Genomic DNA, 22,517 nt, shown 5'->3' with positions numbered 1-22,517 from the left:
TCTATTATCAATGGAAGGTATGGAGCCATTCGGTGCTAAAGTGGTGCTATTTTTAAAAGGGATGGGTGGTTTTAGGATTGTCATACTTAAATAATAATGAAAAATAGGAGGGTGCGTATGGGAAAAGTTAAAAATCGTTGGTTAATTGCCGCTTCTGCGGTAGGGGTTCACATTTCAATTGGCTCTGCCTATGCTTGGAGTGTTTTTACCAATCCGATGGTGGCTCAATATGGATGGGAAACAACGGAAATATCGCTTGCTTTTAGTATTGCTATTTTTATGCTTGGTTTTTCTGCTGCCTTTATGGGGAGGTTTGTGGAAAAGCAAGGACCAAAGAAGTCTGCCATGCTTGCTGCGATATTTTTTAGTGTTGGTGTAGCTGGATCTGGATTAGCAACAGCTTTTGAGTCCTTATTTTTATTGTATGTATTTTATGGTGTAATTGGTGGAATCGGTTTAGGGATTGGTTATATTGCTCCTGTATCAACCTTAGTAAAATGGTTTCCTGATCGCCGAGGGCTCGCTACTGGATTAGCAATTATGGGATTTGGTTTTGCAGCATTATTAAGTGGTCCCGCGGCAGCTGCTTTGATTGATTCCGTTGGTATTTCCAATACATTCTATGTGCTTGGAGCAGTTTATTTTATCGTGATGATACTTGCGGCACAATATTTATCTCCACCACCAGAGGGGTGGGCACCAAAAGGATTTAAAGAAAGCGGGCAAAATGGTACGCGTAAAATTAAAGCGGATTTATCACAGCTGACAGCAAATGAGGCAATTAAAACACGTCGTTTCTGGATGCTTTGGTGCATGCTGTTCTTAAATGTTACTTGTGGAATTGCGGTCATTGCTGTAGCTTCACCAATGGCACAAGATATCGCTGGAATGACGCCAATTGCTGCAGCTGCAATGGTTGGAATAATGGGGTTATTTAATGGTGGTGGAAGACTGGGCTGGGCATCACTATCCGATTATATTGGACGGCCAAATGTATATACGACATTTTTTGTCCTCCAAATTATCGCGTTTTTCATGCTGCCCTTCGCTTCGAATGGAATCGTTTTTCAAATCCTTATTTTTACGATATTAACTTGTTATGGAGGAGGCTTTGCATCAATCCCAGCTTATATTGGAGACCTCTTTGGCACCAAACAGCTTGGAGCGATTCATGGATATATTTTAACTGCATGGGCGGTTGCTGGGGTAGTTGGTCCAATTCTGCTATCCTTAATCTACGACTCTACGAATAGTTATAATTTAACGATGATGATTTTTGGTATCTTATTTATCATCGCATTCGCCATTTCTATCTGGATACGAGCAGATATTAATCGTTTACGGAATGCGCAGCAAGCAACAAATCAAAAGCTTGGTGTAGTTATTACGAAATAACCAAAATAAAAAAGAGAGAAACTGGAGGGATACATGTTGGGAGAAACAAAGCACACAGGGCCTATCAAGCTACCAAAAAAACCTGATCCAGCACTATGGGCAAGTAAGGTTCCATTCGGTTTAGGAAAAATAAAACCGCATCATATTCGAGATACGATGAAGGTTGTTTGGGAGAATAAGGATAATCTACCATACGCGACGAGAATTCTTACACAAGGCGTATGTGACGGTTGTGCACTGGGGGTCTCTGGACTTTATGATCAAACATTAACAGGGCCGCATGTATGTACAACACGATTAAATGTCCTTCGTTTAAATACGATGTCTGCGATTGAAGAGCGTGTATTAAATATGGATATAGAAGATTTACGAAAAATGAGCAGTACGGAGTTACGAAAGCTTGGACGTATTCCATATCCGCTTATTCGTAAGGCAGGAGAGAATAAGTTTAGTCGAATTTCTTGGGATGATGCGCTAGATAAAATTGCCGCTAAGATGAGAGCGCTCGATCCGAAGCGTTATGCATTTTATACAACATCACGAGGGATTACGAATGAAGTTTATTACACCGTTGGCAAGGTTGCACGTTTCTTAGGTACAAATAATATAGACAATGCATCGAGAATTTGTCATTCTCCATCGAAAACAGCTCTGAATCGTTCAATTGGAGTTGGCGCATCTACTTGTAATTATAAGGATTGGATTGGGACGGATGTCCTGATTTTCTGGGGTTCTGTTGCTGCTAACAATCAACCTGTATCGACGAAATATATGTATGCTGCAAAACGGAAAGGGACGAAAATCATTATTATTAATCCATATCATGAGCCAGCGATGGACAATTATTGGGTCCCTTCAATTGCCGAGTCCGCATTATTCGGGACAAAAATAGCGGATGATGTGTATCAAGTGAATATTGGTGGTGACATTGCCTTTATGCATGGCATCATGAAGCACTGGTTTGAAATGGAAGAGATGGAGCATGGATCAGCAATCGATCATGTTTTCGTTTCACAGCATGTAAATGGGCTTGAGGAATTACGAGAAAAGGTCACGGCTTATGATTGGGATCAGCTTGTTACATCATCAGGTATCCAGAAGCATCAGATGATTGAATTAGCTGAACTACTAGCGAAATCGAAATCTGCTGTCTTTGTATGGTCAATGGGTTTAACACAGCATCGATTTGGCACAGATAACATTTCCCAAGTTGCCAATCTTGCATTACTACGAGGCTTTTTAGGAAGAGAACATTGCGGGTTAATGCCAATCCGTGGTCATTCTGGTGTACAAGGATCTGGGGAAATGGGTGCAGACCCGTTCGTATTGCCAGGTGGCGGAATGGATGAAGGAAATAGAGAACGAGTAGAAAAGGTTTGGGGCTTTGATATTCCAGAGTGGCAAGGGGATATAGTAGGGGTATCGTTAGAAAATGCGCTCTTACCTGAGGAACATGAACGCAAATTAGATCTTTACTATTTATCTGGTGGTAATTTTTTAGAAACAATGCCAGATCCTGATTTTGTCAAGCAATGCTTGGAAAATATAGATATTCGTGTGCACCAGGATATTATTTTTAATACGTCAACATTTGCTGATGCGAGAGAAGCAGTGATTGTTTTGCCTGCGATGACAAGGTATGAGCAGCCTGGTGGTGGTACTTCTACCTCTACAGAAAGAATGGTATATTTTTCACCAGAAATTAAAGGGCCACGTATTGAAGAAGCGCGGATGGAGTGGGAAATATATGTTGACCTTGCAAAACGGGTAAAACCAGAACAACAGCATTTAATTGATTTTAATGCTGCGGATGAAATACGTGCAGAAATTGCCAAGGCAGCACCAAACTATGACGGGATACAGCATTTAGAAAATCGTGGAGATGTATTTCAATGGGGTGGGGCGTGGCTTTGTGAAGACGGGGTATGTCCGACGCCAGATGGCAAAGGGAATCTGATAACAGTGGAATTGCCAGAGCTGCGCAAGCCTGAAGGCCATTTTTATGTCACGACCCGCCGTGGGAAACAGTTTAATTCGATGATCTATGGTGAAAAGGATCCGTTTAATGATGCCGATCGATATGATGTATTAATGAATGAAGCAGATGGGACTGAAATCGGCATAAAAGAAGGCGATGCAATTGTCGTATACAATCAGCACGGAACATTCCATGGTCGTGCCAAATTTGTAGCGGTAAAACGAGGAAATATTGAAGCACATTGGCCTGAAGGGAATATGCTTATACCAAAGGGTGTGTATGAAGAATTTGCGGGAATCCCAGAATATAATGCTGCCGCAATCGTTGAAAAAGCGGAGACCTATTTTGCTCAAAAAGATACGAAATATGTGGAAAGGCGAGTGGAGGAGCTAGAAGTAGATATTAGCTAGGGGGGCTAAGATGAATGATGTGAAGGAAGATGGCTGGGAAATAATTCGATTTAATGGACATTCCCAATCCATTTTATATGAGGAGGTTGCAATTGAAGCACCGCTCACGATTATGATTAATGGGAGTGAATTTGCAACGATTGTCTGTTCACCATCCAATCTTAGAGATCTAATAGTTGGCTTTCTTGCATCAGAAGGTGTGATTCGTTTAAAGGATGAAATAAAGCGAATTTCAATTGATGAAAAGCTCGGATTTGCTTATGTGGATTTAAATAAGTCGATAGACACTTCTCAAATCGATCATTCGAAACGATTTATCGGTTCTTGCTGTGGGAAGAGTCGACAGTTTTATTTTAAAAGTGATGTAAAAACGGCCAAAACCATAACAAGCAAGCTCTCGATAACGGTGGATCAATGCTTTCATTTAATGAAAGAACTGCAAGTAAATTCAGAGCAATTTATTCGTACAGGCGGGGTTCATAATGCAGCACTCGCTACATGCGATGACATACTTACAATAAGAACAGATATCGGACGTCATAATGCATTGGATAAAATATATGGGCATATCATTCAAGAAAAAATAGGAGTGGCAGACAAACTGATTGTCTTTAGTGGCCGGATTTCATCGGAAGTATTGCTGAAGATTTCTAAAATTGGTGTTGGCATCCTCCTTTCGAAATCTGCACCGACAGATTTGGGATTGCAGCTAGCAGATGATCTAGGGATCACGACAATTGGCTTTGCAAGAGGAAATAAAATGAATATCTACACACATCCCGATCGGGTAATTGATGTAGATTCCAATTTTCCCTGATAACGACATTAGGTGTGTGCTCGCTGGATGACATACAGTTTAATCGGTGGCCTTGTAGTTAAGCAGCAGTATCCAGAAAAATAGGTTACGTTGTAAATCTAATGATATAGCACTGTGTTAATAGAAAGACGACAAGAAAAAGACGAAACCTAAGATTTCGTCTTTTACCTTTTTATTTTTAGTTATTATTATAAACATCTAACGCTGCTTGTAACGCTCTACCAACTTGAATAGGAGCATCATGACGAATCAATACTGCTTCTAATCCTGCTAAGGCAAACAGAACATTTTCTTTTCGGCAGCTATAACCCATTGTACCAATTCGCCAGATTTTTCCTTGTAGAGGACCAAATGAGCTCGCAATCTCGATTGTAAATTCATCAAGTAGCATTTTTCGAACGGATTCACCATCAATTCCTTCTGGTATCGTTACACAGGTAACTACGGGTAGTTTGGATTCAAGATTCCCATATATCTCTAATCCCATTGCTTCAATACCAGCCATTAGAGCCTGTTCGTGATGCTTGTGACGAGCAAAACGCTCTTCCAATCCTTCTTCAAGTACAATACGAAGCCCTTCATGAAGCGCATATATCATGGAAGTTGCTTCAGTATGGTGATTTAAGCGTCTTGGACCCCAATAATCCTGCAGCATACTGACATCAAAATAATTACTTTTTATAAATGGATTGTTACCGAGGTTTTGTCGATCATCCTCCGTTTCAATTCCTTTTTCTACTTTCTTTCTAGCTTGAACTACTTTTTCAATTCTTTCGTTATACGTAATTGGTGCCATTCCAGATGGGACAGATAAGCATTTTTGAGTCCCACCAACGATTCCGTCAATGTACCATTCATCCACTTTTACAGGAGTTCCTCCAATGGATGCTACAGCATCAACAACAAACAATATATCCTGTTCTCTACAAGCTTTTCCGATTTCTTCTAAGGGCTGCATTTGACCAGTTGATGTTTCACCATGGACGATCGCAGTAATTTTCGGGTTCACTCGTTTCATCTCTTTGATAACTTCTTCTGGGTCAAAGACTTCTCCCCATTCACATTCTATTGTGTGAACCTCTGCACCATAGCGTTCGCAAATCTCATTTAATAAATAACCAAACCTTCCGTAAATCGGAATGAAGACTTTGTCTCCCGGTTCAATGATGCTGCAAAGAAGTGCTTCTGCTCCAGATCTTGATGTTCCATCTATAGGAAACGCCCATTTATTATTAGTCTGAAAAAGATCTCGTAACATTTTCATTACGCGATCCATAATTTCGGTGAAAGCAGGGTCAAACTGACCTAGAATTGGAGTTGCCATTGCTCGAAGTACACGTGGCTCAGCTTCTACTGGTCCTGGAGTCATAATCGTTCTAGCTGGTGTGTTTAATTCTCTGTACATAGTCGAAATTCTCCTTTTTCATTGGTTCATTTATAAAAAATTCAGTTTTTATAAATTTGGATATATTAACTAGGCTAGCTAGTGTGGAATGGAGGATTTAAAAATAAGAAATGTTAAGATATTGTTTAAATTGATTAACGATTCTAATATTGTACTAAAAATTTGATGCTATATCATTAGCTATATTGAACTATTTGTTGTTTGTTATTTTGTGCAAATTGACTAAATGTTATGATGGAGCACTGTAAAATTTTATGTCGCTACGGAAAAACGAATAAACCATCCATGGAAGCAAACTCCATGGATGGTTTATGTAAAAAGGGTATAGAATCAAATGATTTTACCAGAAAGCGGGGCTGACTAGCAGTTTAATAAAAGCTAATCCATTCAATGCATATCAATTTAAATTTACTTATTAAATACAAGGGAAAGTAATCCACCTCGCTGTTTCTCCTTTTGTTTCTTATCTTGCATATCACGCATTGTTTCCAATAAACGAAAGTCTCGAGTTCGAATATTTTCCTCTACATTGTTTTGGCGATCTAATAGCTCCATTAGCTCGTGGTGGTATGTGGTTTGCTGTTGTCGTAAATCCTGTAATTCTTTCATAATTGTTTTGTTAAGCTGCCGTTGCTCATCCAGTGCAACCGCTAATTGTTTTAATCCTTCGTAAACCTGTGGCTGAACGGATGGTGTAGTTTCCCCCTTATCTTCACTTTCTGTAATGGGCGCATTATTTTCTATTAATGCTTGTTCGATGAAGCTAACTGGCTCGTTCGCTTCTTTCATACGGGCGATTAATTGGAAAAGTTTGAGGGCGCTAGCTTCATATCTTGTAGTTCGTCCTTTTGTGCCTTGAACCGTTGGAAGATACTCTTTAAACTGATTTCGCCATTCTTGTACGGTGGTACGCGGCCTGCCGAGCTGTTTTGCTATCTCCGTTAAACTGTAGCTGTGCTGGAAGTTATCAGTTGTCATGTTACTCTCTCCCTTTTGTATATTTGTCGATAAATAAAAAAACGCTATATCACAGCTGTATCAAATTTGTTTATACTCGGATAAAATGGATGATTTACCATTTATTTGCTACGAACGAATGGTATCCTTTAGAATAAATGTAATTCAACTATTAATATTGTAAAAATAATAGATTTGTACATCCTATTCTATCGTATTGCTGTTTAGATAGCTGTCGGATTAGCAGTGCAAACCTATAAAAGTTTTAGCGAATGAACACTAATTTTGATAGATTTCGTATCGCAGTGAATGGATAATTAAATGGTATAACGCAAACGCTATAAACAGATTTAATAACTGTATGAAGGGAAGGGAGCTATCATGCGAAAAGAGAACGGAAATGATGCTGGTTGGAATTTAGATAATAGCTATTCTCACCTACCGAATTTATTTTATAAGAATTTAAATCCAACTCCTGTCCAGTCACCAGAATTAGTAATTTTTAATAAGAAGTTAGGTACTGCACTTGGACTAAGTATCGAGGATTTAATCAGTGAAACTGGTGTGGAACTATTGTCTGGCAATCGAATTCCTAATGGAGCTAATCCGCTTGCACAAGGCTATGCAGGACACCAGTTTGGCCATTTTAACATGCTGGGAGATGGGAGAGCGATATTATTGGGGGAGCAGATAACACCTCAAGAGGAACGTTTCGACATTCAGCTGAAAGGAGCGGGGAGGACACCGTATTCTCGTGGTGGTGACGGGCGAGCGGCGCTTGGACCGATGCTAAGAGAATACATTATTAGTGAGGCGATGCACGCGCTTGGGATTCCCACCTCGCGTAGTTTAGCAGTTGTAACTACTGGAGAGTTGATTACTCGTGAAACCGAGCTTCCCGGTGCGATTCTAACCCGTGTAGCTGACAGTCACCTTCGTGTTGGAACTTTTCAGTATGCTGCAAATTGGGGATCGACGGAGGACCTTCGTGCACTGGCTGAATATGCATTGGACCGACATTTTTCAGGTGGTGATTTTGGAGAGAATCGTTACCTCTTCCTGCTTCAAGAAGTAATCAAGCGTCAGGCTGCACTCGTCGCAAAATGGCAACTGGTGGGCTTTATACATGGTGTGATGAACACAGATAATATGACGATTAGTGGGGAGACGATTGATTACGGACCTTGTGCATTTATGGACACGTACAATCAGAAAACGGTATTCAGCTCTATTGATATTGACGGACGCTATGCTTATGGAAATCAGCCACAAATAGCTGGCTGGAATCTCGCGCGGTTTGCGGAAAGCTTGCTACCATTGCTCCATGAAAATGACGAGCAGGCATTGGAACTTGCACAGGAAGCTGTATCTGGTTTTTCTGAATTGTTTCGTTCTCACTGGATGAAGGGGATGCGAGCGAAATTAGGTATATTTAATGAAGAGCAAGAGGATGTATCTCTTGTTGAAAACCTTCTCCGTATGATGGAGAAGCACCGAGCAGATTATACGAATACATTTTTGGCACTAACCTTTAATGGGCAGAAGGATTTTGAGCTAGCTGATGCCCCGGAATTTACGGAATGGAATCAGTTGTGGCAGGAAAGATTAGATAGGCAAGAAGAGTCAAAAGCTTCATCCCATCAATTAATGCGGGATAGTAACCCTGCAGTAATCCCGCGGAATCATCAAGTAGAAGCTGCGCTTTCTGCCGCAGTTGAAGATGGAAATTATCATGTGATGCAGAGGTTACTACATGTGCTTGCCGAGCCTTATGCACATACAGACGAGCAATCTGAGTTTACAAGACCACCTGCGAAAACTGAAACACCTTACAGAACCTACTGTGGCACCTAATTTTAAGAAAATGGACAAATATTATAGTGAAACATGCACGCTTTTGAACACCCTGCATATAATAATTTCGGTGTGAGAAATTTGTTAGGAAGGAAGAGGAATGATGGATAAAAGCTTAATCATGCAGTTGAAAAATGAAGTATCAGTTGATAGCGGATATAAAGTCATTGAAGTAAATTTATCTGACTCAACAGAAGGCCTATACGCTGTTTGTGCGCCGATTAAAAAACAATAGAATAGGCTTGGATTGGTAAAACCATCTCATTTGTACGTTACATACATGAGATGGTTTTTTAATATTTTTACATAGAAGAATAATAGTTGCTGTATTCCACAGAATAAATACGATGTGTTAATTACGGTGACAAAAGCATGAACTGACGTTGATACAATTTTATAAGGAGGAGGAAATTTACGTGAGTAAGCAAAAAGTAGCGATAATAACAGGATCTGGTCAAGGGATTGGTAAAGGATTAGCGGAGCGTTTGGCAAAGGATGGATTTGCTATTGTTTTAAGCGATATTAACGAAGAGGTCTTGAATGAAACAGTGAAGGAGTTTGAGGGAAAAGATGTTAAAGTAACATCTTATGTAGGGAATGTAACTCGTCTCGAAGACCAGATTGAACTCGTGCAAAAAGCAGTAGATACATTTGGGAGTGTTGATGTTTTTATCAATAATGCAGGTGTAGAACAAGTCGCACCTCTTACAGTTGTAGAACCGAAGGCTGTAGACGCAATTCTTGATATTAATGTAAAAGGGGTTATTTACGGAATTCAAGCTGCAGCAAATCAAATGAAAAAGCAGGGTACGGGTGGAAAGATTATTAACGCATGTAGCATTGCAGGTCATCAAGGATTTGAAATGTTAGGTGTATATTCGGCATCAAAGTTTGCTGTTAAGGGGTTGACTCAGGCAGCAGCAAAAGAGTTGGCTCCAGATAAAATTACAGTAAACGCTTATTGTCCAGGAATCGTTGGGACAACGATGTGGGAAAGAATTGATGAGGAAATGATGCAATATATGGGTACGAAAAAAGGAGAAGCATTTGAAAAATTCTCAGAAGGAATTGCGCTCGGTCGTACTCAAACGCCAGAAGATGTAGCGAATTTAGTATCATTCTTGGCATCATCTGACTCTAATTATATTACTGGACAGAGCATCCTTACAGACGGTGGAATGGTATTTAATTAATAATGGTATAAACGTTGGTGCCTTGCTTTTAGGCACCAATTTTAATTGCTTGAAAACGATAAAAGACGTTGAAAATCATATATTACAGCGTGTAAGTTTGGTATCCGTACGTTTATATTTGAAGCAATTATTGCCGCTATACTCTGCTATCTTGAAGGGCGGTTCAGCATATGGCATATTTAACATATAATTTGATTTAAGGGCTTCACAAAAGTGAAAGCGAGTAATTATATAACATTACAAGAATTTGTTCGTAACAGAGTAATTGTTGAAATGGAAAAACGAATAAGGATTGGAGCGAGTACCAATGCGCAAACTCATTGACTCTCATATCCACTTTGATAATTACGAGGAAGTGGAGCAAAAAGAGATGTTGCGAGATCTCCATGTACATAACATAGAAGCTATTATTTCGGTATCCAATCACCTTCAGTCAGCAAAACGAAATTTAACGTTAGCAAAAGAAGACTCAAGAATTCTACCTGCTTTCGGTTATCATCCAGAACAAAAACTCCCAACAGATAATGATATTAAGGAGCTACTAGAATTTAATGAAATAAATCAGCAGCATATGATTGCTGTTGGCGAAGTAGGCTTGCCATATTATTTACGCCAGAAACATCCAAAGATTGTTCTTGAAGGCTATATAGAATTACTAGAGCAATTTATTCAACAAGCGGTAAAATTAAACAAGCCAATCGTACTCCATGCGGTTTATGAAGATGCTCCAATAGTATGCAGCTTGCTGGAAAAACACAATGTAAAGCACGCGCACTTTCATTGGTTTAAAGGGGATCAGCAGGCGATTGAACGGATGAAGCAAAATAATTACTACATTTCTGTCACGCCCGATGTAGTATATAAAAAGAAGATTCAACAACTCGTACAATCATACCCGATTACACAATTAATGGTAGAAACAGATGGACCGTGGCCATTTGAAGGAAGATTCGAAGGGCAGCGAACACATCCGAAAATGATGCATCGGTCGATTGCAACCATTGCAGCATTAAAGCAAGTATCATTGGATCAAGTCTATCAGACGATTTACGAAAATACGTGTAGATTCTACGGTTTGTAACCCAACAAAGAGATTCAACAAAGTTTACATCAGAGAAACTTTGTTGAATAAAGGAAAAAAGGAGCCTCCTTGCGTTTGTTGTAGTATAATGATTACTGAAATTTTTAAGCCTTGGATTCGTTAGTAAAGAAGGTTTTAGTTTTAGTGAAATCAGAGGAGGTAAGCGTTACATGTCCGCAGATAGAGAAAAGACTGAAGAAATAGATACATATGTCGAAGTCATTGGGGATACTGTTTATGGCAAACATTTAATAAGCACCATTGGAATTAGTATTACACTAAGCTTAGTAGGGTTCTTTATTGGAAAAAGTATCTTTCCAAAGATTGCTCCAGAAGAAATGGTGCAATCTTATTCGTTATTGCTTGGTATTGCAGGCAGTTTGTTAGCTTTAATAACGAATACGCTACTTTTTAAACCAAAACGTACATTGAATGAAATGCCTAGTACAAGTGATGAGTTGGGGGAAGTTTATAAAAAACTTCAATTTGATATGGAAGAGGAACGTAAATCTATATTGAATGATCCGGTTACAATAAAAGAAATGAAGGAACAGGGAATTTATGACATGTTTATTCAGGATGAGGAGGATAGGCGAAAATGAGTGTATTGGTAATCGCCATTCTCTTGGCAATCTTGGCTGGAGTAATATTTACATTAATTGGTTTGATTTCTGGTTCAGATGAGACGGCAATTTTAGTCCCAACTACATTAATTGTTGTCTTGTTAGGAGCACCACCTGAAGCAGTTTTTGCGTTCTTTATGTCGGCTGTTTTGGCCAAGCATTTAACACACGCTATTCCAACAGCTTTAATGGGAGTTCCTGGTGATACAACTGCAGCTCCGATGCTCGAGCATGCTAACTTTATGCGTAGGATTGGCTTGCCGCACATCGCACTCAGAAAAATGATTTCCGGTGGAATTATTGGTGCTTTCATTGCACTTCCTGTTGCGCTTATATTTGCGGTGTTTCTAAGCCAATTCGGTACATTTTTTCAGGAAAATGCAGGGATTATTTTTACAGGTGCTGCTGTATTAATAGGTTACTTTTCAAAAGGGCGATGGGTGAGTATTTTACTTATCTTGCCTTTAGCTTTGGTCATTCAAGGATTAAATTTAGTTAGCACAACGATTTTGGGAAGCGGCCTTTCTATTAGCTTCTTTCTTGGTATAGCAATTGGACCGATGTTAACGGATCTGCTTCTGGCAACATCCAATAGTGCTCGCCCGATGATTCAACGGACGAAACCAAATGAATATAAACTTGCTCCGGAGCAGAAATCATGGTCTGGGTATTTTCCGAATCCATTTAAGGTGTTAACGAAAAAGCAAACCACGGCAGTTGGAGGTACTTCTTTTCTGTCTTCCTTAACATTCGCACTTAGTCCTGTAGGGATGACGGCATTAATGGGGGAAATAGTTGGTTCTCGTATCAAAGGGCAATATAAGAAATCAACGACAAGCTTGTCTACGATGAATGGGGTAACAGAATCTACGTATATTGCAGAGACAATTATACCTTTAGTAGCATTTGGAATCCCACTAAGTCCCGTAGCAATCGGTCCTGCACAGGCACTATTTAATGCACCACCGGTTTTTACTAGCGATCCAGTACATAATTTACATACGATGATGGATCCAATGGATTTTCTAATTTACGGTTTTATCGGATTAGTGATTGCGTCCGTTATTGCTTATCCATTCTCGATGAATTTTGCCCGCAAAGCTACTGTTTTTGTTTTAAAGCGAATTAATCAAGAAGCAATTATCGGGATGTTTATTGGAATCGTATGTTTACTGGCATTCTATGAAGGCGGATTGGTAGGAATTGTAGTTACGTTTGCCATGGCGATGGTTGGTGGAATGCTGAATCGTTTTCTTGGAGTTGGGGTTGGTGTCCAGTTCATGGTATTCTACGGATCAGCCTGGATTATTTCAACGGTGCTTGGATTGTAGAAAGGATGCCACAAAGGCTTCTCCATCACAATCATAGATTTATTTCAAAAAGATGCTATATTGGATAGTAGATTTTGAAAAAGGAGAATCCATATCATATGACAAGAAAAGTATACGACGCAAAAGGAACAGAGCCTTCAGGACCATATTCACATGCGGTAGATGCGGGAGAATTTATTTATTTTTCCGGTCAGACTGCAAAAAATTCACCGACAGCTAAGGATATGACGGGGGATATTGCTGCACAGACACAGCAATGCTTCGATAATTTATTTGAGGTAATGAAAGAAGCAAATCTTACTTCAGATGATGTCGTGAAAGTAAATGTCTATTTGACAGATATGAATAACTTTGCGGAGATGAATGGTGTATATGAAAAACAATTTGTAGCACCTTATCCAGCGAGAACTTGTGTTGCGGTCCTGGCACTTCCACTTGGGGCGGAAGTAGAAATCGAAATGGTAGCAAAGCGATCTAAGTAATGAAAAAATCCAAGAAGGAATTTCTTGGATTTTTCTCATTTATAAGCACCTGTTAGAATTCCTGCTAGATGCTAAAAGCTGAAGTTCACAATTGAATCGGCTGATGCTGGTCATAATCGGAGACTTCTAAAATATGGTCATGCTAATTAACATCCAAATTCGCTTTCAAAAATTGAATCACTTGATCAAATGCATCCTTCACATGTGGATCATTCACTTCTTTATCAAACTGGTGCTTCCCATTAGGGATCGTAATGAGCTTGTTGCTGACGCCAGCTTCTACTAGCGCTCTGCTCATATTAACGGATTCTTCGTGTGGTACATCGTCGTCTTTGTCACCATGTAATAATAATGTTGCAGGATAATCGGCTTGGATATTCTCGATTGGGCAATACTTTGTCAGTTCAGCTTTGCTTCGATTTTTGCCGATTACATAATCATTCCACACACCTTGCTGTCTGCAATACAAATAGATGCCATAACGTTTTTCAATTGGAGCCTCTGAAAGAATGTTCGGCTGAATAAGCATTTTCGGTAGAGCCTCTGGAACTTTTGCCATTTTTGTAAAAAAAGGACTTGGTTTTGTGTACCAGTCACCTACTATATTTCCGTAACCATAGAAGGATACAATTGCTTTTGGTTTTACTTCAAACATACCAGTTAGTAATGCGAGATAACCTCCGCCAGAGCTACCAATGACGGCGATTTTTTTCGAATCAAAATTGTACATATTTGCACCTTCGCCTTTTAACCACTTAAGTGCATCTTGGATATCACGAATGATATCTGGTAACTTTGATTCTGGAGCAAGGCGGTAATCAATGGAACAAATATTGAACCCAGCATTGTTGTAAAGTCTAATTTGTTCTTCCGAAAGTTCATTCCGACTCCCCCAAATTAGCCCACCACCATGGATATAAACAAGCAGCGGTGCGTTTGCTGTTTCTGCAGGGTAAAAGTCACCTTTGATTTCACAGTTTCCGATATTTTTGTATACAAATGTTGAACCCATCTTATGAATCACTCACTTTTTTATAAGTTGCAGCTTCTGCGATTTAGCAAAAGCCTTCATAAGTTTAACGATAATTTTACTGTTCGTCTAGTGAGAAGAAATGTATTCTATTACTGTTTTGGTGCACAATAGTAGCACATTATCATGCATTTTAATTCTTGTTAACTATATACAAAAAAAAAAGTATATTTTATCAAAAGTAACTAATTACATTTATAGGCTACTCGGATATAATGATTGGTGGTAAGTGGTATATCTGATAGGTACTATGAGGTATTTACTAATTGCGCTTGTAACATTGCGTAATTGGTAATTTGGCGTGAACAGGAATGAGTTTTCAGTTTTTTAACAAAGAAACGTGAGATTTAATTGGTTTGCCAATAATAAACAATCCACTTGCGCATTGATGTAAGGCATACAGAGAATCATTTCAACTGAAATGGTTTTATAGAAATGATATAAAAGACAAAGGTGTATGTAAGCCGTTTGATTTTTTAATTAGAACCAATATAAAGTTGGGAAGGTACCTGATATAACTTGAAGGTGTTAAAATGCGCTGGAACGTGAAAGCGTGCACAAGCCTTTACATGCTCTGTATGGAATTAATATAAAGAAGACTTTTCATTTACTTATGGATATGAGGAGTGAAACGGGCTTCGAAGATGTAACAATAAATATTGGTCTGGGAGTGAGAAACATGCTTCATACTGTGATTAAGAAGAACTTATATCAGGACTCAGTTAGCCTGATGTTATTAACGAATCACTTGTCCGCTATGGATGGTGTTGAGCGAATTTCAGTTATGATGGGAACACCGTCTAACAAAGATATTATGAAGGGGTCAGGTTTATTCACTGACGAGCTAGAAGCTGCAAGCCCGAACGATCTTTGTGTTGTTGCTGAAACAGAAGATGTTGATCTTGTTATTGAGGAATTAGAAGATTTCTTGAATAACCAATCAGCTGCATCTGAAGCAACTGCATATTCTACAGTTCGCACATGGGAAATGGCAGGAAATAAATTGCCAAATGCTGATTTAGCTCTTATTTCAATTGCAGGTGAACACGCTGCAGCTGAAGCAAATAAAGCACTTGATCGTGATCTGAACGTTTTCCTGTTCAGTGATAATGTGAGTATTGAAGACGAATTGCAATTAAAACAAAGAGCGGCAGAAAAAGGATTAATGGTAATGGGTCCTGACTGTGGTACAGGTATTCTAAGTGGAGTGCCAATTGCATTTGCAAACGTAATTGAAAAAGGAAATATCGGAGTTGTTGGTGCTTCAGGTACAGGTATTCAAGAAGTAACAACAATCATTGGAAGAAACGGTGGCGGTGTGTCACATGCTATCGGTACTGGTGGACGTGACTTAGCGTTAGAAATCGGTGCACTAACAACAATCCAAGGATTACGTGTGTTGGATGCAGATCCTGAAACAGATGTAATTGTTTATATTTCGAAGCCACCTGCACCAGAAGTACGTAAAAAGGTTGTTGAAGTATTCAAAACTTTAAGCAAGCCTGTTGTTTCTATCTTTATGGGTGATAAACCAAAAGAACAACACGATAATGTACATTATGCATGGACTTTAGAAGATACAGCGCTAAAAGCTTTAGAATTAGCTCAAACAAGCAACGTTTCTGTAGACGGTATTCTTGCAGATAACGAAGATTTGAAGAAGATTAAAGCGAACAAAGATCAACGATTCATTAAAGGTTACTATTGCGGTGGTACATTAGCACTTGAAGCTGCAATGATCCTTGAAGATGCTTTCGATCTTGATCCAGATGCAGCTCATCCTGAAGGAATGATGCTACAACACGGTGAACACGAAGTAATTGACTTAGGTGATGACGCTTATACACAAGGCCGCGCACACCCAATGATTGACCCTACATTCCGTGTGGAAAAAGTGAAAGAAGCTATTGCGAACCCTAAAACAGCAGTACTTTTATTAGATAACGTTATTGGATATGGAGCTCATGATGATATGGCTGGCGTATTCGCACCAGTTGTCGAAAAAGGTAAGAAAGAAGCTGCTGAACAAGGCAGAGCAATTATCGCAATTGCATCTGTAACAGGTACTGCACAAGATCCTCAAGTATACCAGGATCAAGTAGATAAATTAGAAGCTGCTGGTGTTATCGTTACAGAAAGTAATGCACAAGCAACAAAACTTGCTGCTGCTATTATTGCTTCTCTAGAAGAAGAGACAGTAGAAGCAGAGGTAGAAAAAACAGTAGTTGCAGACCTTACAAAAGCTTCTGAGCTTATTTCAGATAAACCAAGAGTAGTTAACGTTGGTCTAAGTGGATTTGCTGATACCGTTCAAGAAAATGGCGGTCAGGTAGTTCAATACCAATGGGCACCTATTGCAGGTGGAGACAAACGATTAGCTGCAATTTTAGAAAAACTAAGTAAGTTATAAGATTAGGAGGATTATCATGCAATTTAAAACAATTGATGAAGCAAATCAGGCGGTTATTCAACATATTACAGAATCAGAACCATTTTTCCTTGATGTCGTTCCAGCGAAAAGTGTTATCTCTGAGTTAAACGGAAAGGCTCTTCTCCATTCAGGACCACCAACAGTTTGGGAAAAAATGCCTCACCCAATGCAAGGTTCTTGTATCGGTGCAACATTATTTGAAGGATGGGCTGAAACAGAAGAAGAAGCTCAAAAAATGCTTGAAAACGGTGAAGTTACATTCCTATCTGCTCACTCTGTAAATGCTGTAGGACCAATGGGTGGGATTACTTCTGGAAACATGCCAGTTGTCGTTGTAGAAAACAAAGCAAGTGGAAAGCATGCTTATTGTAACCTAAACGAAGGAATTGGTGCGGTATTACGTTTCGGAGCTTACAATGACGAAGTAATCAATCGCTTAAACTGGATGAAAGATGTATTAGGACCTGCACTTTCTAAAGCATTAGCACAAATCGAAGGCGGAATGAACGTTAACGTTATCGTTGCAAAAGCAATCACAATGGGTGACGAATTCCACCAACGAAACATTGCAGCTTCTTCATTATTCTTAAGAGAAATCGTTCCATACTTAATCACTTCTGGTACACCAGAAAAAGAATTACAAGAAGTAACAAAATTCCTAGCTGATAATGATCAATTCTTCTTGAACATCATGATGGCTACTGCTAAATCTGTAATGGATACAGCGGCTACTGTAACAGAAGGAAGTATCGTAACTGTTCTTGCACGTAATGGTGATCAGTTCGGAATCAAAGTTAGTGGTTTAGGTGACCAGTGGTTTACTGCGCCAGTTAATACTCCAGATGGTTTGTATTTCAGTGGCTACAGCTCCGAAGATGCTACTCCAGACATGGGAGACAGTGCAATCACTGAAGCTTACGGTGTTGGTGGTATGGCAATGGTTGCTGCACCAGGTGTTGTTCGCTTTGTTGGTACTGGCGGATTCAACGATGCTGTTAACACAAGTGATGAAATGCGCGAAATCTGTATTGCAAACAACAATAACTTGCAAATTCCTACTTGGGACTTCCAAGGTGCATGTTTAGGTATCGATATCCGTAAAGTAGTTGAAACTGGTATTACTCCAGTAATCAACACTGGTATTGCTCACAAAGTAGCAGGTAACGGACAAATTGGTGCTGGTACAGTACGTGTACCACTAGGATGCTTCGAAAAAGCTCTAGAAGCACTTGCTGAGAAATACGGCGTAGAAGTTTAATTTATATAAATTTTAAAAAGTGGCAGCATAATAGATGATTGGATGGATGGTATGCAAACCCAAGCATGCCATCCTATCCTGCCATTAATGAACGGTGCCGTTATGATTTTTTAGTTGGAGGGTTTATAGATGAGTAAAACAATAGTTGCTGCTATAGGTGGTAATGCAATTTTACAAGCTGGTCAAGAAGGTACTTTTGAAAACCAGATGAATAATGTTCGTACAAGCGCTAAATTTTTAGCGAGATTAATTAAAGATGGCTATAAGCTAGTTATTACACATGGTAATGGCCCACAAGTTGGAAATATCCTTCGTCAAAATGAAGAAGCTGCAGATGTTGTTCCTCAACTTCCATTAGACGCATTAAGTGGTCAATCCCAAGGTTTTATTGGTTATATGATGGTTCAATGTTTAGTAAACGAATTTCAAGCACTAGGTATTGATGCACCAGTAACTAACTTGTTAACACGTGTAGAAGTTTCACGTGATGATGCGGATTTCCAAAATCCTTCTAAACCAATTGGCGCCTTCTATTCAGAAGAAGAATCAAAACAGCTAGCAGCTGAAAAAGGCTGGAAAATGGTAGAAGATTCAGGCCGTGGCTATCGCCGTGTTGTACCTTCTCCAGAACCACTTAAAATCCATGAAGCACAAACAATTAAAACACTTACAGAAGCTGGTAATGTAGTTGTTGCTTGTGGCGGCGGTGGAATTCCGGTTGTAACAGCAGAAAACGGAACTGTTGAGGGTGTTGAAGCAGTAATCGATAAAGATCGCAGTGGCTTTAAACTTGCTCAAGAAATGGAAGCTGATGTTTTCATGATTTTAACTGATGTTGAAAATGTTTACGTTAATTATGGAACGCCAGAACAAAAAGCATTAGGTCAAATCAAAGTAGACGAGATGGATGGCTATGTTGCTGAAGGTCAATTCAGTGCAGGAAGCATGGGACCTAAAGTTGAGTCTGCATTACAATTTGCTAAAACTACTGGTACAGCTATCATCTGTTCATTAGAACAAGTTGATAAAGCAATCCGTGGTGAAAGTGGAACGATTATTTCTAAATAATAAGGGAATAGACATTTAACATGATTTCCGATGCTATTATTGAAATGTATATTGAAAAACCTTAACGAATCAATTCATTAAAGGAGCGATTTTAAATGGGATATCCAACAGATCTTTTATCAAGCAGAGCAGTTATTGAGCCAGGAAAATATGCGGTTATTCCTCCAGAAGGAAGAGTAAACAATGTTGTCCCTGGTTTCGAAAATTGCACGATGACTATTTTAGGATCACCTAAATTAGGTGCAACTTTCGTTGATTATATCCTAACTTTCCACGAAGGTGGAAAAAATACAGATGGTTTCGGCGGACAAGATAATATTGAAACATTTGTATGTGTACTAGAAGGAAAAGTAAAGGCAAAAGCAGATGATGAAGAATTTATTCTTGAGTCAGGCGGATATTTATACTGCCCTCCATCTGTAACAATGTATTTGGAGAACTTGGAAGACGGAGATTCTAGATTATTCCTTTACAAACAAAAACATAAGCCTCTAGAAGGTAAAAAACCTTGGGTTGTTTCTGGCAACACAAATGATTTAGAAGAAGTTGAATACGAAGGAATGCACAATATGCGTCTAAAAGACTTACTTCCAACGGATATTGCATTCGATATGAACTTCCATATTTTAACATTTGACCCGGCTGGAAGCCATCCATTTATTGAAACACATGTACAACAACATGGTGCATATTTATTATCTGGTGAAGGTGTATACAACTTGGATAATAAATGGCAAACAGTTAAAAAAGAAGACTACATTTACATGGCTCCATACTGCTTGCAAGCAACATATGCAGTAGGTAGAGAACCATTGTCTTACTTATATTCAAAAGATTGTAATCGTGACGAGGACCTATAAGAGGTCTAAGTGTCCGAAGGTCTTAATCAAATAATGACGGAAAAGGTAAAGGGCATTTTGCCTTTTACCTTTGTCTGTATGTAAATGAATGTTTTTTGAAGAAATTCCATAGAAGAGCCAAGAGGTGTATTAAGTGAGAGTAACAAAACAGGAATTAACAAATTTAATCAAAAATAAAATTCACAAAGCAGGATTGTCAGAAGAGCACGCAGAACAAGTAGCCGATGTACTTGTATTTGCGGATGCAAAAGGTATTCATTCCCATGGAGCAATGCGTGTTGAATATTATGCAGAACGCATTGCTAAAGGCGGAATTACTGCTGATCCAAACTTTGAAGTCGAAAAAACAGGCCCCAGCTCTGCAATCTTTCATGGAGATAATGGAGCTGGACATGTTGCAGCAAAGCGTGCAATGGATGAAGCAATTAAGATTGCAAAAGAGAGCGGTGTAGCTGTTGTAGGCGTTAAGAAAATGGGACATAGTGGTGCATTATCTTACTTTACAGAGTATGCTGCAAAGCAAGACTTAATAGCACTTTCTGTTTGCCAGTCTGACCCAATGGTTGTTCCATTTGGTGGTGCCGAAGCTTATTATGGTACAAACCCAATCGCATTCGCAGTTCCTGGAAAAGATGGGAAATTAATCAGCTTTGATATGGCAACAACTGTCCAAGCATGGGGTAAGATTCTGCATGCAAGATCGAAAAATGAAACAATCCCAGCTACATGGGCAGTAGATGAAAATGGTGAACCAACAACAGATCCGCACAAAGTTAAAGCGTTACTACCAGTTGCAGGACCAAAAGGATATGGTCTCATGATGATGGTAGACGTGCTTTCAGGCGTGTTATTAGGTCTGCCATTTGGTAATAAAGTATCTTCCATGTACCATGATTTAAGTGAAGGAAGAAATCTAGGACAATTACATATCGTAATTAATCCAGCGGTATTTACTGGCTTAGATTCATTTAAAGAAAACATTGCACAAACAATGAAGGATTTAAATGCAATTAAACCTGCTCCAGGGTTTGATCAAGTGTTCTATCCAGGGCAAAACCTTGAATTCATTCAAAAGGAATACGAGGAAAAAGGTATTGAAATTGTAGATGATATTTATGAATATTTAGTTTCAGATGTTGTTCATAACAATTCATACGACCATCAAGATCCGTTTGCAGAATAAATAATAGCGGCTGTTTTAATTCATACTAGCTCATAGCCGTATATGATAAACGTTAATAAAAAGGGGTGTTATTTTGAGATTAACGAAGGAAGAATTAAAAGATCTGATGAAAAAGAAGCTTAACAAAGCTGGCTTAACAGAAGAACATGCTGATGGAGTTGCAGACGTTTTAGTTCATGCGGATGCAAGGGGCGTTCATTCCCATGGTGCAATGCGTGTTGAATATTACGCGGAGCGAATTGCAAAAGGCGGTCTTAACACAGCTCCAAATTTCAAATTTGAGAAAACAGGTCCGACGACAGCGATTTTTGATGGCGACAATGGTGTAGGTCATGTAGCTGCAAAATTGGCAATGGATGAAGCGATTCAAATGGCGAAAGAAAATGGTATAGCTGTTGTTGGTGTTAGAAGAATTGGGCACAGTGGTGCTTTATCATACTTCGTACAGCAAGCAGCTGAACAGGACCTGATCGGGCTTTCCCTTTGCCAATCTGACCCAATGGTAGTGCCGTTTGGTGGAGCAGAGCCTTACTATGGTACAAACCCAATTGCATTCGCTGCCCCTGGTGAAGATGATATCATTACGTTTGATATGGCTACTACGGTTCAAGCATGGGGGAAAATTCTACATGCAAGGTCAAAAAACGAAAGCATTCCAGATACATGGGCAGTTGATAAAAACGGAGAACCAACAACAGACCCATTTAATGTTAATGCATTGTTACCAATCGCAGGTCCAAAAGGTTATGGATTGATGATGATGGTTGATGTACTCTCTGGGATTTTATTAGGTCTTCCTTTTGGAAACAGAGTATCATCCATGTACCATGATTTAAGTGAAGGAAGAAATCTCGGTCAATTGCATATTGTTATTAACCCAGAATACTTTACAAATCTAGAAACATTCAAGCAAAATATTACGACAACAATGTCAGATTTAAACAATATTAAACCAGCTCCAGGGTTTGATCAGGTTTCTTATCCGGGTCAACGAAGTGCACAAAGAGAAGCAGCATATATGGAAAAAGGTATTGAAATTGTTGATGATGTTTATGAATATCTTGTTTCAGATGTGGTTCACAATAATGCATATGGCAACAAGGATCCATTTGCGAAGTAAGAGATAGATTAAAAAAGTCACTGCATCTATCGTAATGATAG

General features: G+C 39.1%; 19 protein-coding genes. 16 read left to right on the top strand and 3 right to left on the bottom strand.

All coding sequences use genetic code 11. The annotated features are described in order from the left end of the window. Window positions 1-117 precede the first annotated feature (117 nt). From F1560_RS01920 to fdhD, 3 genes are read left to right on the top strand one after another with little or no spacing between them, the layout of a single operon-like run. Window positions 118-1,395: an L-lactate MFS transporter gene (locus F1560_RS01920; protein WP_149472978.1), complete on the top strand. Its 1,278-nt coding sequence runs from the start codon at window positions 118-120 to the stop codon at window positions 1,393-1,395. 36 nt (window positions 1,396-1,431) lie between these two features. Then, window positions 1,432-3,783, top strand: a complete 2,352-nt coding sequence (locus F1560_RS01915) for an FdhF/YdeP family oxidoreductase (RefSeq protein WP_149472977.1) — start codon at window positions 1,432-1,434, stop codon at window positions 3,781-3,783. A gap of 10 nt (window positions 3,784-3,793) precedes the next feature. Next, window positions 3,794-4,600 (top strand): formate dehydrogenase accessory sulfurtransferase FdhD, encoded by an 807-nt coding sequence (fdhD, locus tag F1560_RS01910; RefSeq protein WP_149472976.1) that lies wholly within the window; start codon window positions 3,794-3,796, stop codon window positions 4,598-4,600. Window positions 4,601-4,778: 178 nt separating this feature from the next. Here fdhD and F1560_RS01905 read toward each other — a convergent pair whose 3' ends face one another. Continuing rightward, entirely contained in the window at window positions 4,779-6,005 is a 1,227-nt protein-coding gene (locus F1560_RS01905) for a pyridoxal-phosphate-dependent aminotransferase family protein (RefSeq protein ID WP_149472975.1), read from the bottom strand. Between the two features lie 408 nt (window positions 6,006-6,413). Next, window positions 6,414-6,983, bottom strand: a complete 570-nt coding sequence (locus F1560_RS01900) for a helix-turn-helix domain-containing protein (protein ID WP_149472974.1) — start codon at window positions 6,981-6,983, stop codon at window positions 6,414-6,416. Between the two features lie 360 nt (window positions 6,984-7,343). Between F1560_RS01900 and F1560_RS01895 the strand changes: the two genes are divergently transcribed. The 7 genes from F1560_RS01895 (at window position 7,344) to F1560_RS01870 (ending at window position 13,526) form a co-directional block, all read left to right on the top strand. After that, window positions 7,344-8,816 carry a protein adenylyltransferase SelO gene (locus tag F1560_RS01895; RefSeq protein WP_149472973.1) on the top strand — a complete coding sequence of 491 codons (1,473 nt, stop codon included), beginning with the start codon at window positions 7,344-7,346 and terminating at the stop codon, window positions 8,814-8,816. A 100-nt stretch (window positions 8,817-8,916) separates the two neighbouring features. Beyond that, window positions 8,917-9,051: a hypothetical protein gene (locus tag F1560_RS22560; RefSeq protein ID WP_275955854.1), complete on the top strand. Its 135-nt coding sequence runs from the start codon at window positions 8,917-8,919 to the stop codon at window positions 9,049-9,051. Window positions 9,052-9,232: 181 nt separating this feature from the next. Beyond that, a complete protein-coding gene (locus F1560_RS01890) occupies window positions 9,233-10,009 on the top strand; it encodes an acetoin reductase (protein WP_149472972.1) in 777 nt (258 codons plus the stop codon). 307 nt (window positions 10,010-10,316) lie between these two features. After that, complete coding sequence (locus F1560_RS01885; RefSeq protein WP_149472971.1) at window positions 10,317-11,090, top strand: TatD family hydrolase; 774 nt, start codon at window positions 10,317-10,319, stop codon at window positions 11,088-11,090. Window positions 11,091-11,260: 170 nt separating this feature from the next. Next, window positions 11,261-11,692 carry a hypothetical protein gene (locus F1560_RS01880; protein ID WP_149472970.1) on the top strand — a complete coding sequence of 144 codons (432 nt, stop codon included), beginning with the start codon at window positions 11,261-11,263 and terminating at the stop codon, window positions 11,690-11,692. Beyond that, window positions 11,689-13,044 (top strand): tripartite tricarboxylate transporter permease, encoded by a 1,356-nt coding sequence (locus F1560_RS01875; RefSeq protein WP_149472969.1) that lies wholly within the window; start codon window positions 11,689-11,691, stop codon window positions 13,042-13,044. The genes F1560_RS01880 and F1560_RS01875 overlap by 4 nt, the downstream gene beginning before the upstream one ends. A 98-nt stretch (window positions 13,045-13,142) precedes the next feature. Next, window positions 13,143-13,526, top strand: coding sequence for a RidA family protein (locus tag F1560_RS01870; protein ID WP_149472968.1), 384 nt, complete (start codon window positions 13,143-13,145; stop codon window positions 13,524-13,526). Between the two features lie 142 nt (window positions 13,527-13,668). Here F1560_RS01870 and F1560_RS01865 read toward each other — a convergent pair whose 3' ends face one another. Then, complete coding sequence (locus tag F1560_RS01865; protein ID WP_149472967.1) at window positions 13,669-14,538, bottom strand: alpha/beta hydrolase; 870 nt, start codon at window positions 14,536-14,538, stop codon at window positions 13,669-13,671. A 697-nt stretch (window positions 14,539-15,235) separates the two neighbouring features. Between F1560_RS01865 and fdrA the strand changes: the two genes are divergently transcribed. The 6 genes from fdrA (at window position 15,236) to allD (F1560_RS01835) (ending at window position 22,476) form a co-directional block, all read left to right on the top strand. Continuing rightward, a complete protein-coding gene (fdrA, locus tag F1560_RS01860; RefSeq protein ID WP_149472966.1) occupies window positions 15,236-16,966 on the top strand; it encodes an acyl-CoA synthetase FdrA in 1,731 nt (576 codons plus the stop codon). A gap of 16 nt (window positions 16,967-16,982) precedes the next feature. Further along, on the top strand, window positions 16,983-18,245 hold the full coding sequence (locus F1560_RS01855) for a YlbE family protein (RefSeq protein WP_149472965.1): 1,263 nt from the start codon (window positions 16,983-16,985) through the stop codon (window positions 18,243-18,245). A gap of 129 nt (window positions 18,246-18,374) precedes the next feature. After that, window positions 18,375-19,313, top strand: coding sequence for a carbamate kinase (gene arcC, locus F1560_RS01850; RefSeq protein WP_149472964.1), 939 nt, complete (start codon window positions 18,375-18,377; stop codon window positions 19,311-19,313). A 95-nt stretch (window positions 19,314-19,408) separates the two neighbouring features. Next, window positions 19,409-20,173, top strand: a complete 765-nt coding sequence (allE, locus tag F1560_RS01845; RefSeq protein ID WP_149472963.1) for a (S)-ureidoglycine aminohydrolase — start codon at window positions 19,409-19,411, stop codon at window positions 20,171-20,173. 133 nt (window positions 20,174-20,306) lie between these two features. Next, window positions 20,307-21,356: an ureidoglycolate dehydrogenase gene (allD, locus tag F1560_RS01840; protein ID WP_149472962.1), complete on the top strand. Its 1,050-nt coding sequence runs from the start codon at window positions 20,307-20,309 to the stop codon at window positions 21,354-21,356. A 73-nt stretch (window positions 21,357-21,429) separates the two neighbouring features. Next, on the top strand, window positions 21,430-22,476 hold the full coding sequence (gene allD, locus F1560_RS01835) for an ureidoglycolate dehydrogenase (protein WP_149472961.1): 1,047 nt from the start codon (window positions 21,430-21,432) through the stop codon (window positions 22,474-22,476). Window positions 22,477-22,517: the final 41 nt, after the last annotated feature.

It is taken from the genome of Oceanobacillus polygoni, assembly GCF_008304605.1.
In the GTDB taxonomy this organism is placed as follows: Bacteria; Bacillota; Bacilli; order Bacillales; family Amphibacillaceae; genus Oceanobacillus; species Oceanobacillus polygoni.
This window is presented reverse-complemented; position numbering and strand designations above follow the sequence as displayed.

Coding starts and splice junctions, on each gene's coding strand:
- F1560_RS01920 (WP_149472978.1), top strand. CDS start 118: ATGGGAAAAGTTAAAAATCGTTGGTTAATTGCCGCTTCTGCGGTAGGG.
- F1560_RS01865 (WP_149472967.1), bottom strand. CDS start 14,538: ATGGGTTCAACATTTGTATACAAAAATATCGGAAACTGTGAAATCAAA.
- fdhD (WP_149472976.1), top strand. CDS start 3,794: ATGAATGATGTGAAGGAAGATGGCTGGGAAATAATTCGATTTAATGGA.
- allE (WP_149472963.1), top strand. CDS start 19,409: ATGGGATATCCAACAGATCTTTTATCAAGCAGAGCAGTTATTGAGCCA.
- F1560_RS01870 (WP_149472968.1), top strand. CDS start 13,143: ATGACAAGAAAAGTATACGACGCAAAAGGAACAGAGCCTTCAGGACCA.
- arcC (WP_149472964.1), top strand. CDS start 18,375: ATGAGTAAAACAATAGTTGCTGCTATAGGTGGTAATGCAATTTTACAA.
- F1560_RS01885 (WP_149472971.1), top strand. CDS start 10,317: ATGCGCAAACTCATTGACTCTCATATCCACTTTGATAATTACGAGGAA.
- F1560_RS01880 (WP_149472970.1), top strand. CDS start 11,261: ATGTCCGCAGATAGAGAAAAGACTGAAGAAATAGATACATATGTCGAA.
- F1560_RS01895 (WP_149472973.1), top strand. CDS start 7,344: ATGCGAAAAGAGAACGGAAATGATGCTGGTTGGAATTTAGATAATAGC.
- fdrA (WP_149472966.1), top strand. CDS start 15,236: ATGCTTCATACTGTGATTAAGAAGAACTTATATCAGGACTCAGTTAGC.
- F1560_RS01855 (WP_149472965.1), top strand. CDS start 16,983: ATGCAATTTAAAACAATTGATGAAGCAAATCAGGCGGTTATTCAACAT.
- F1560_RS22560 (WP_275955854.1), top strand. CDS start 8,917: ATGATGGATAAAAGCTTAATCATGCAGTTGAAAAATGAAGTATCAGTT.
- F1560_RS01875 (WP_149472969.1), top strand. CDS start 11,689: ATGAGTGTATTGGTAATCGCCATTCTCTTGGCAATCTTGGCTGGAGTA.
- F1560_RS01900 (WP_149472974.1), bottom strand. CDS start 6,983: ATGACAACTGATAACTTCCAGCACAGCTACAGTTTAACGGAGATAGCA.
- F1560_RS01905 (WP_149472975.1), bottom strand. CDS start 6,005: ATGTACAGAGAATTAAACACACCAGCTAGAACGATTATGACTCCAGGA.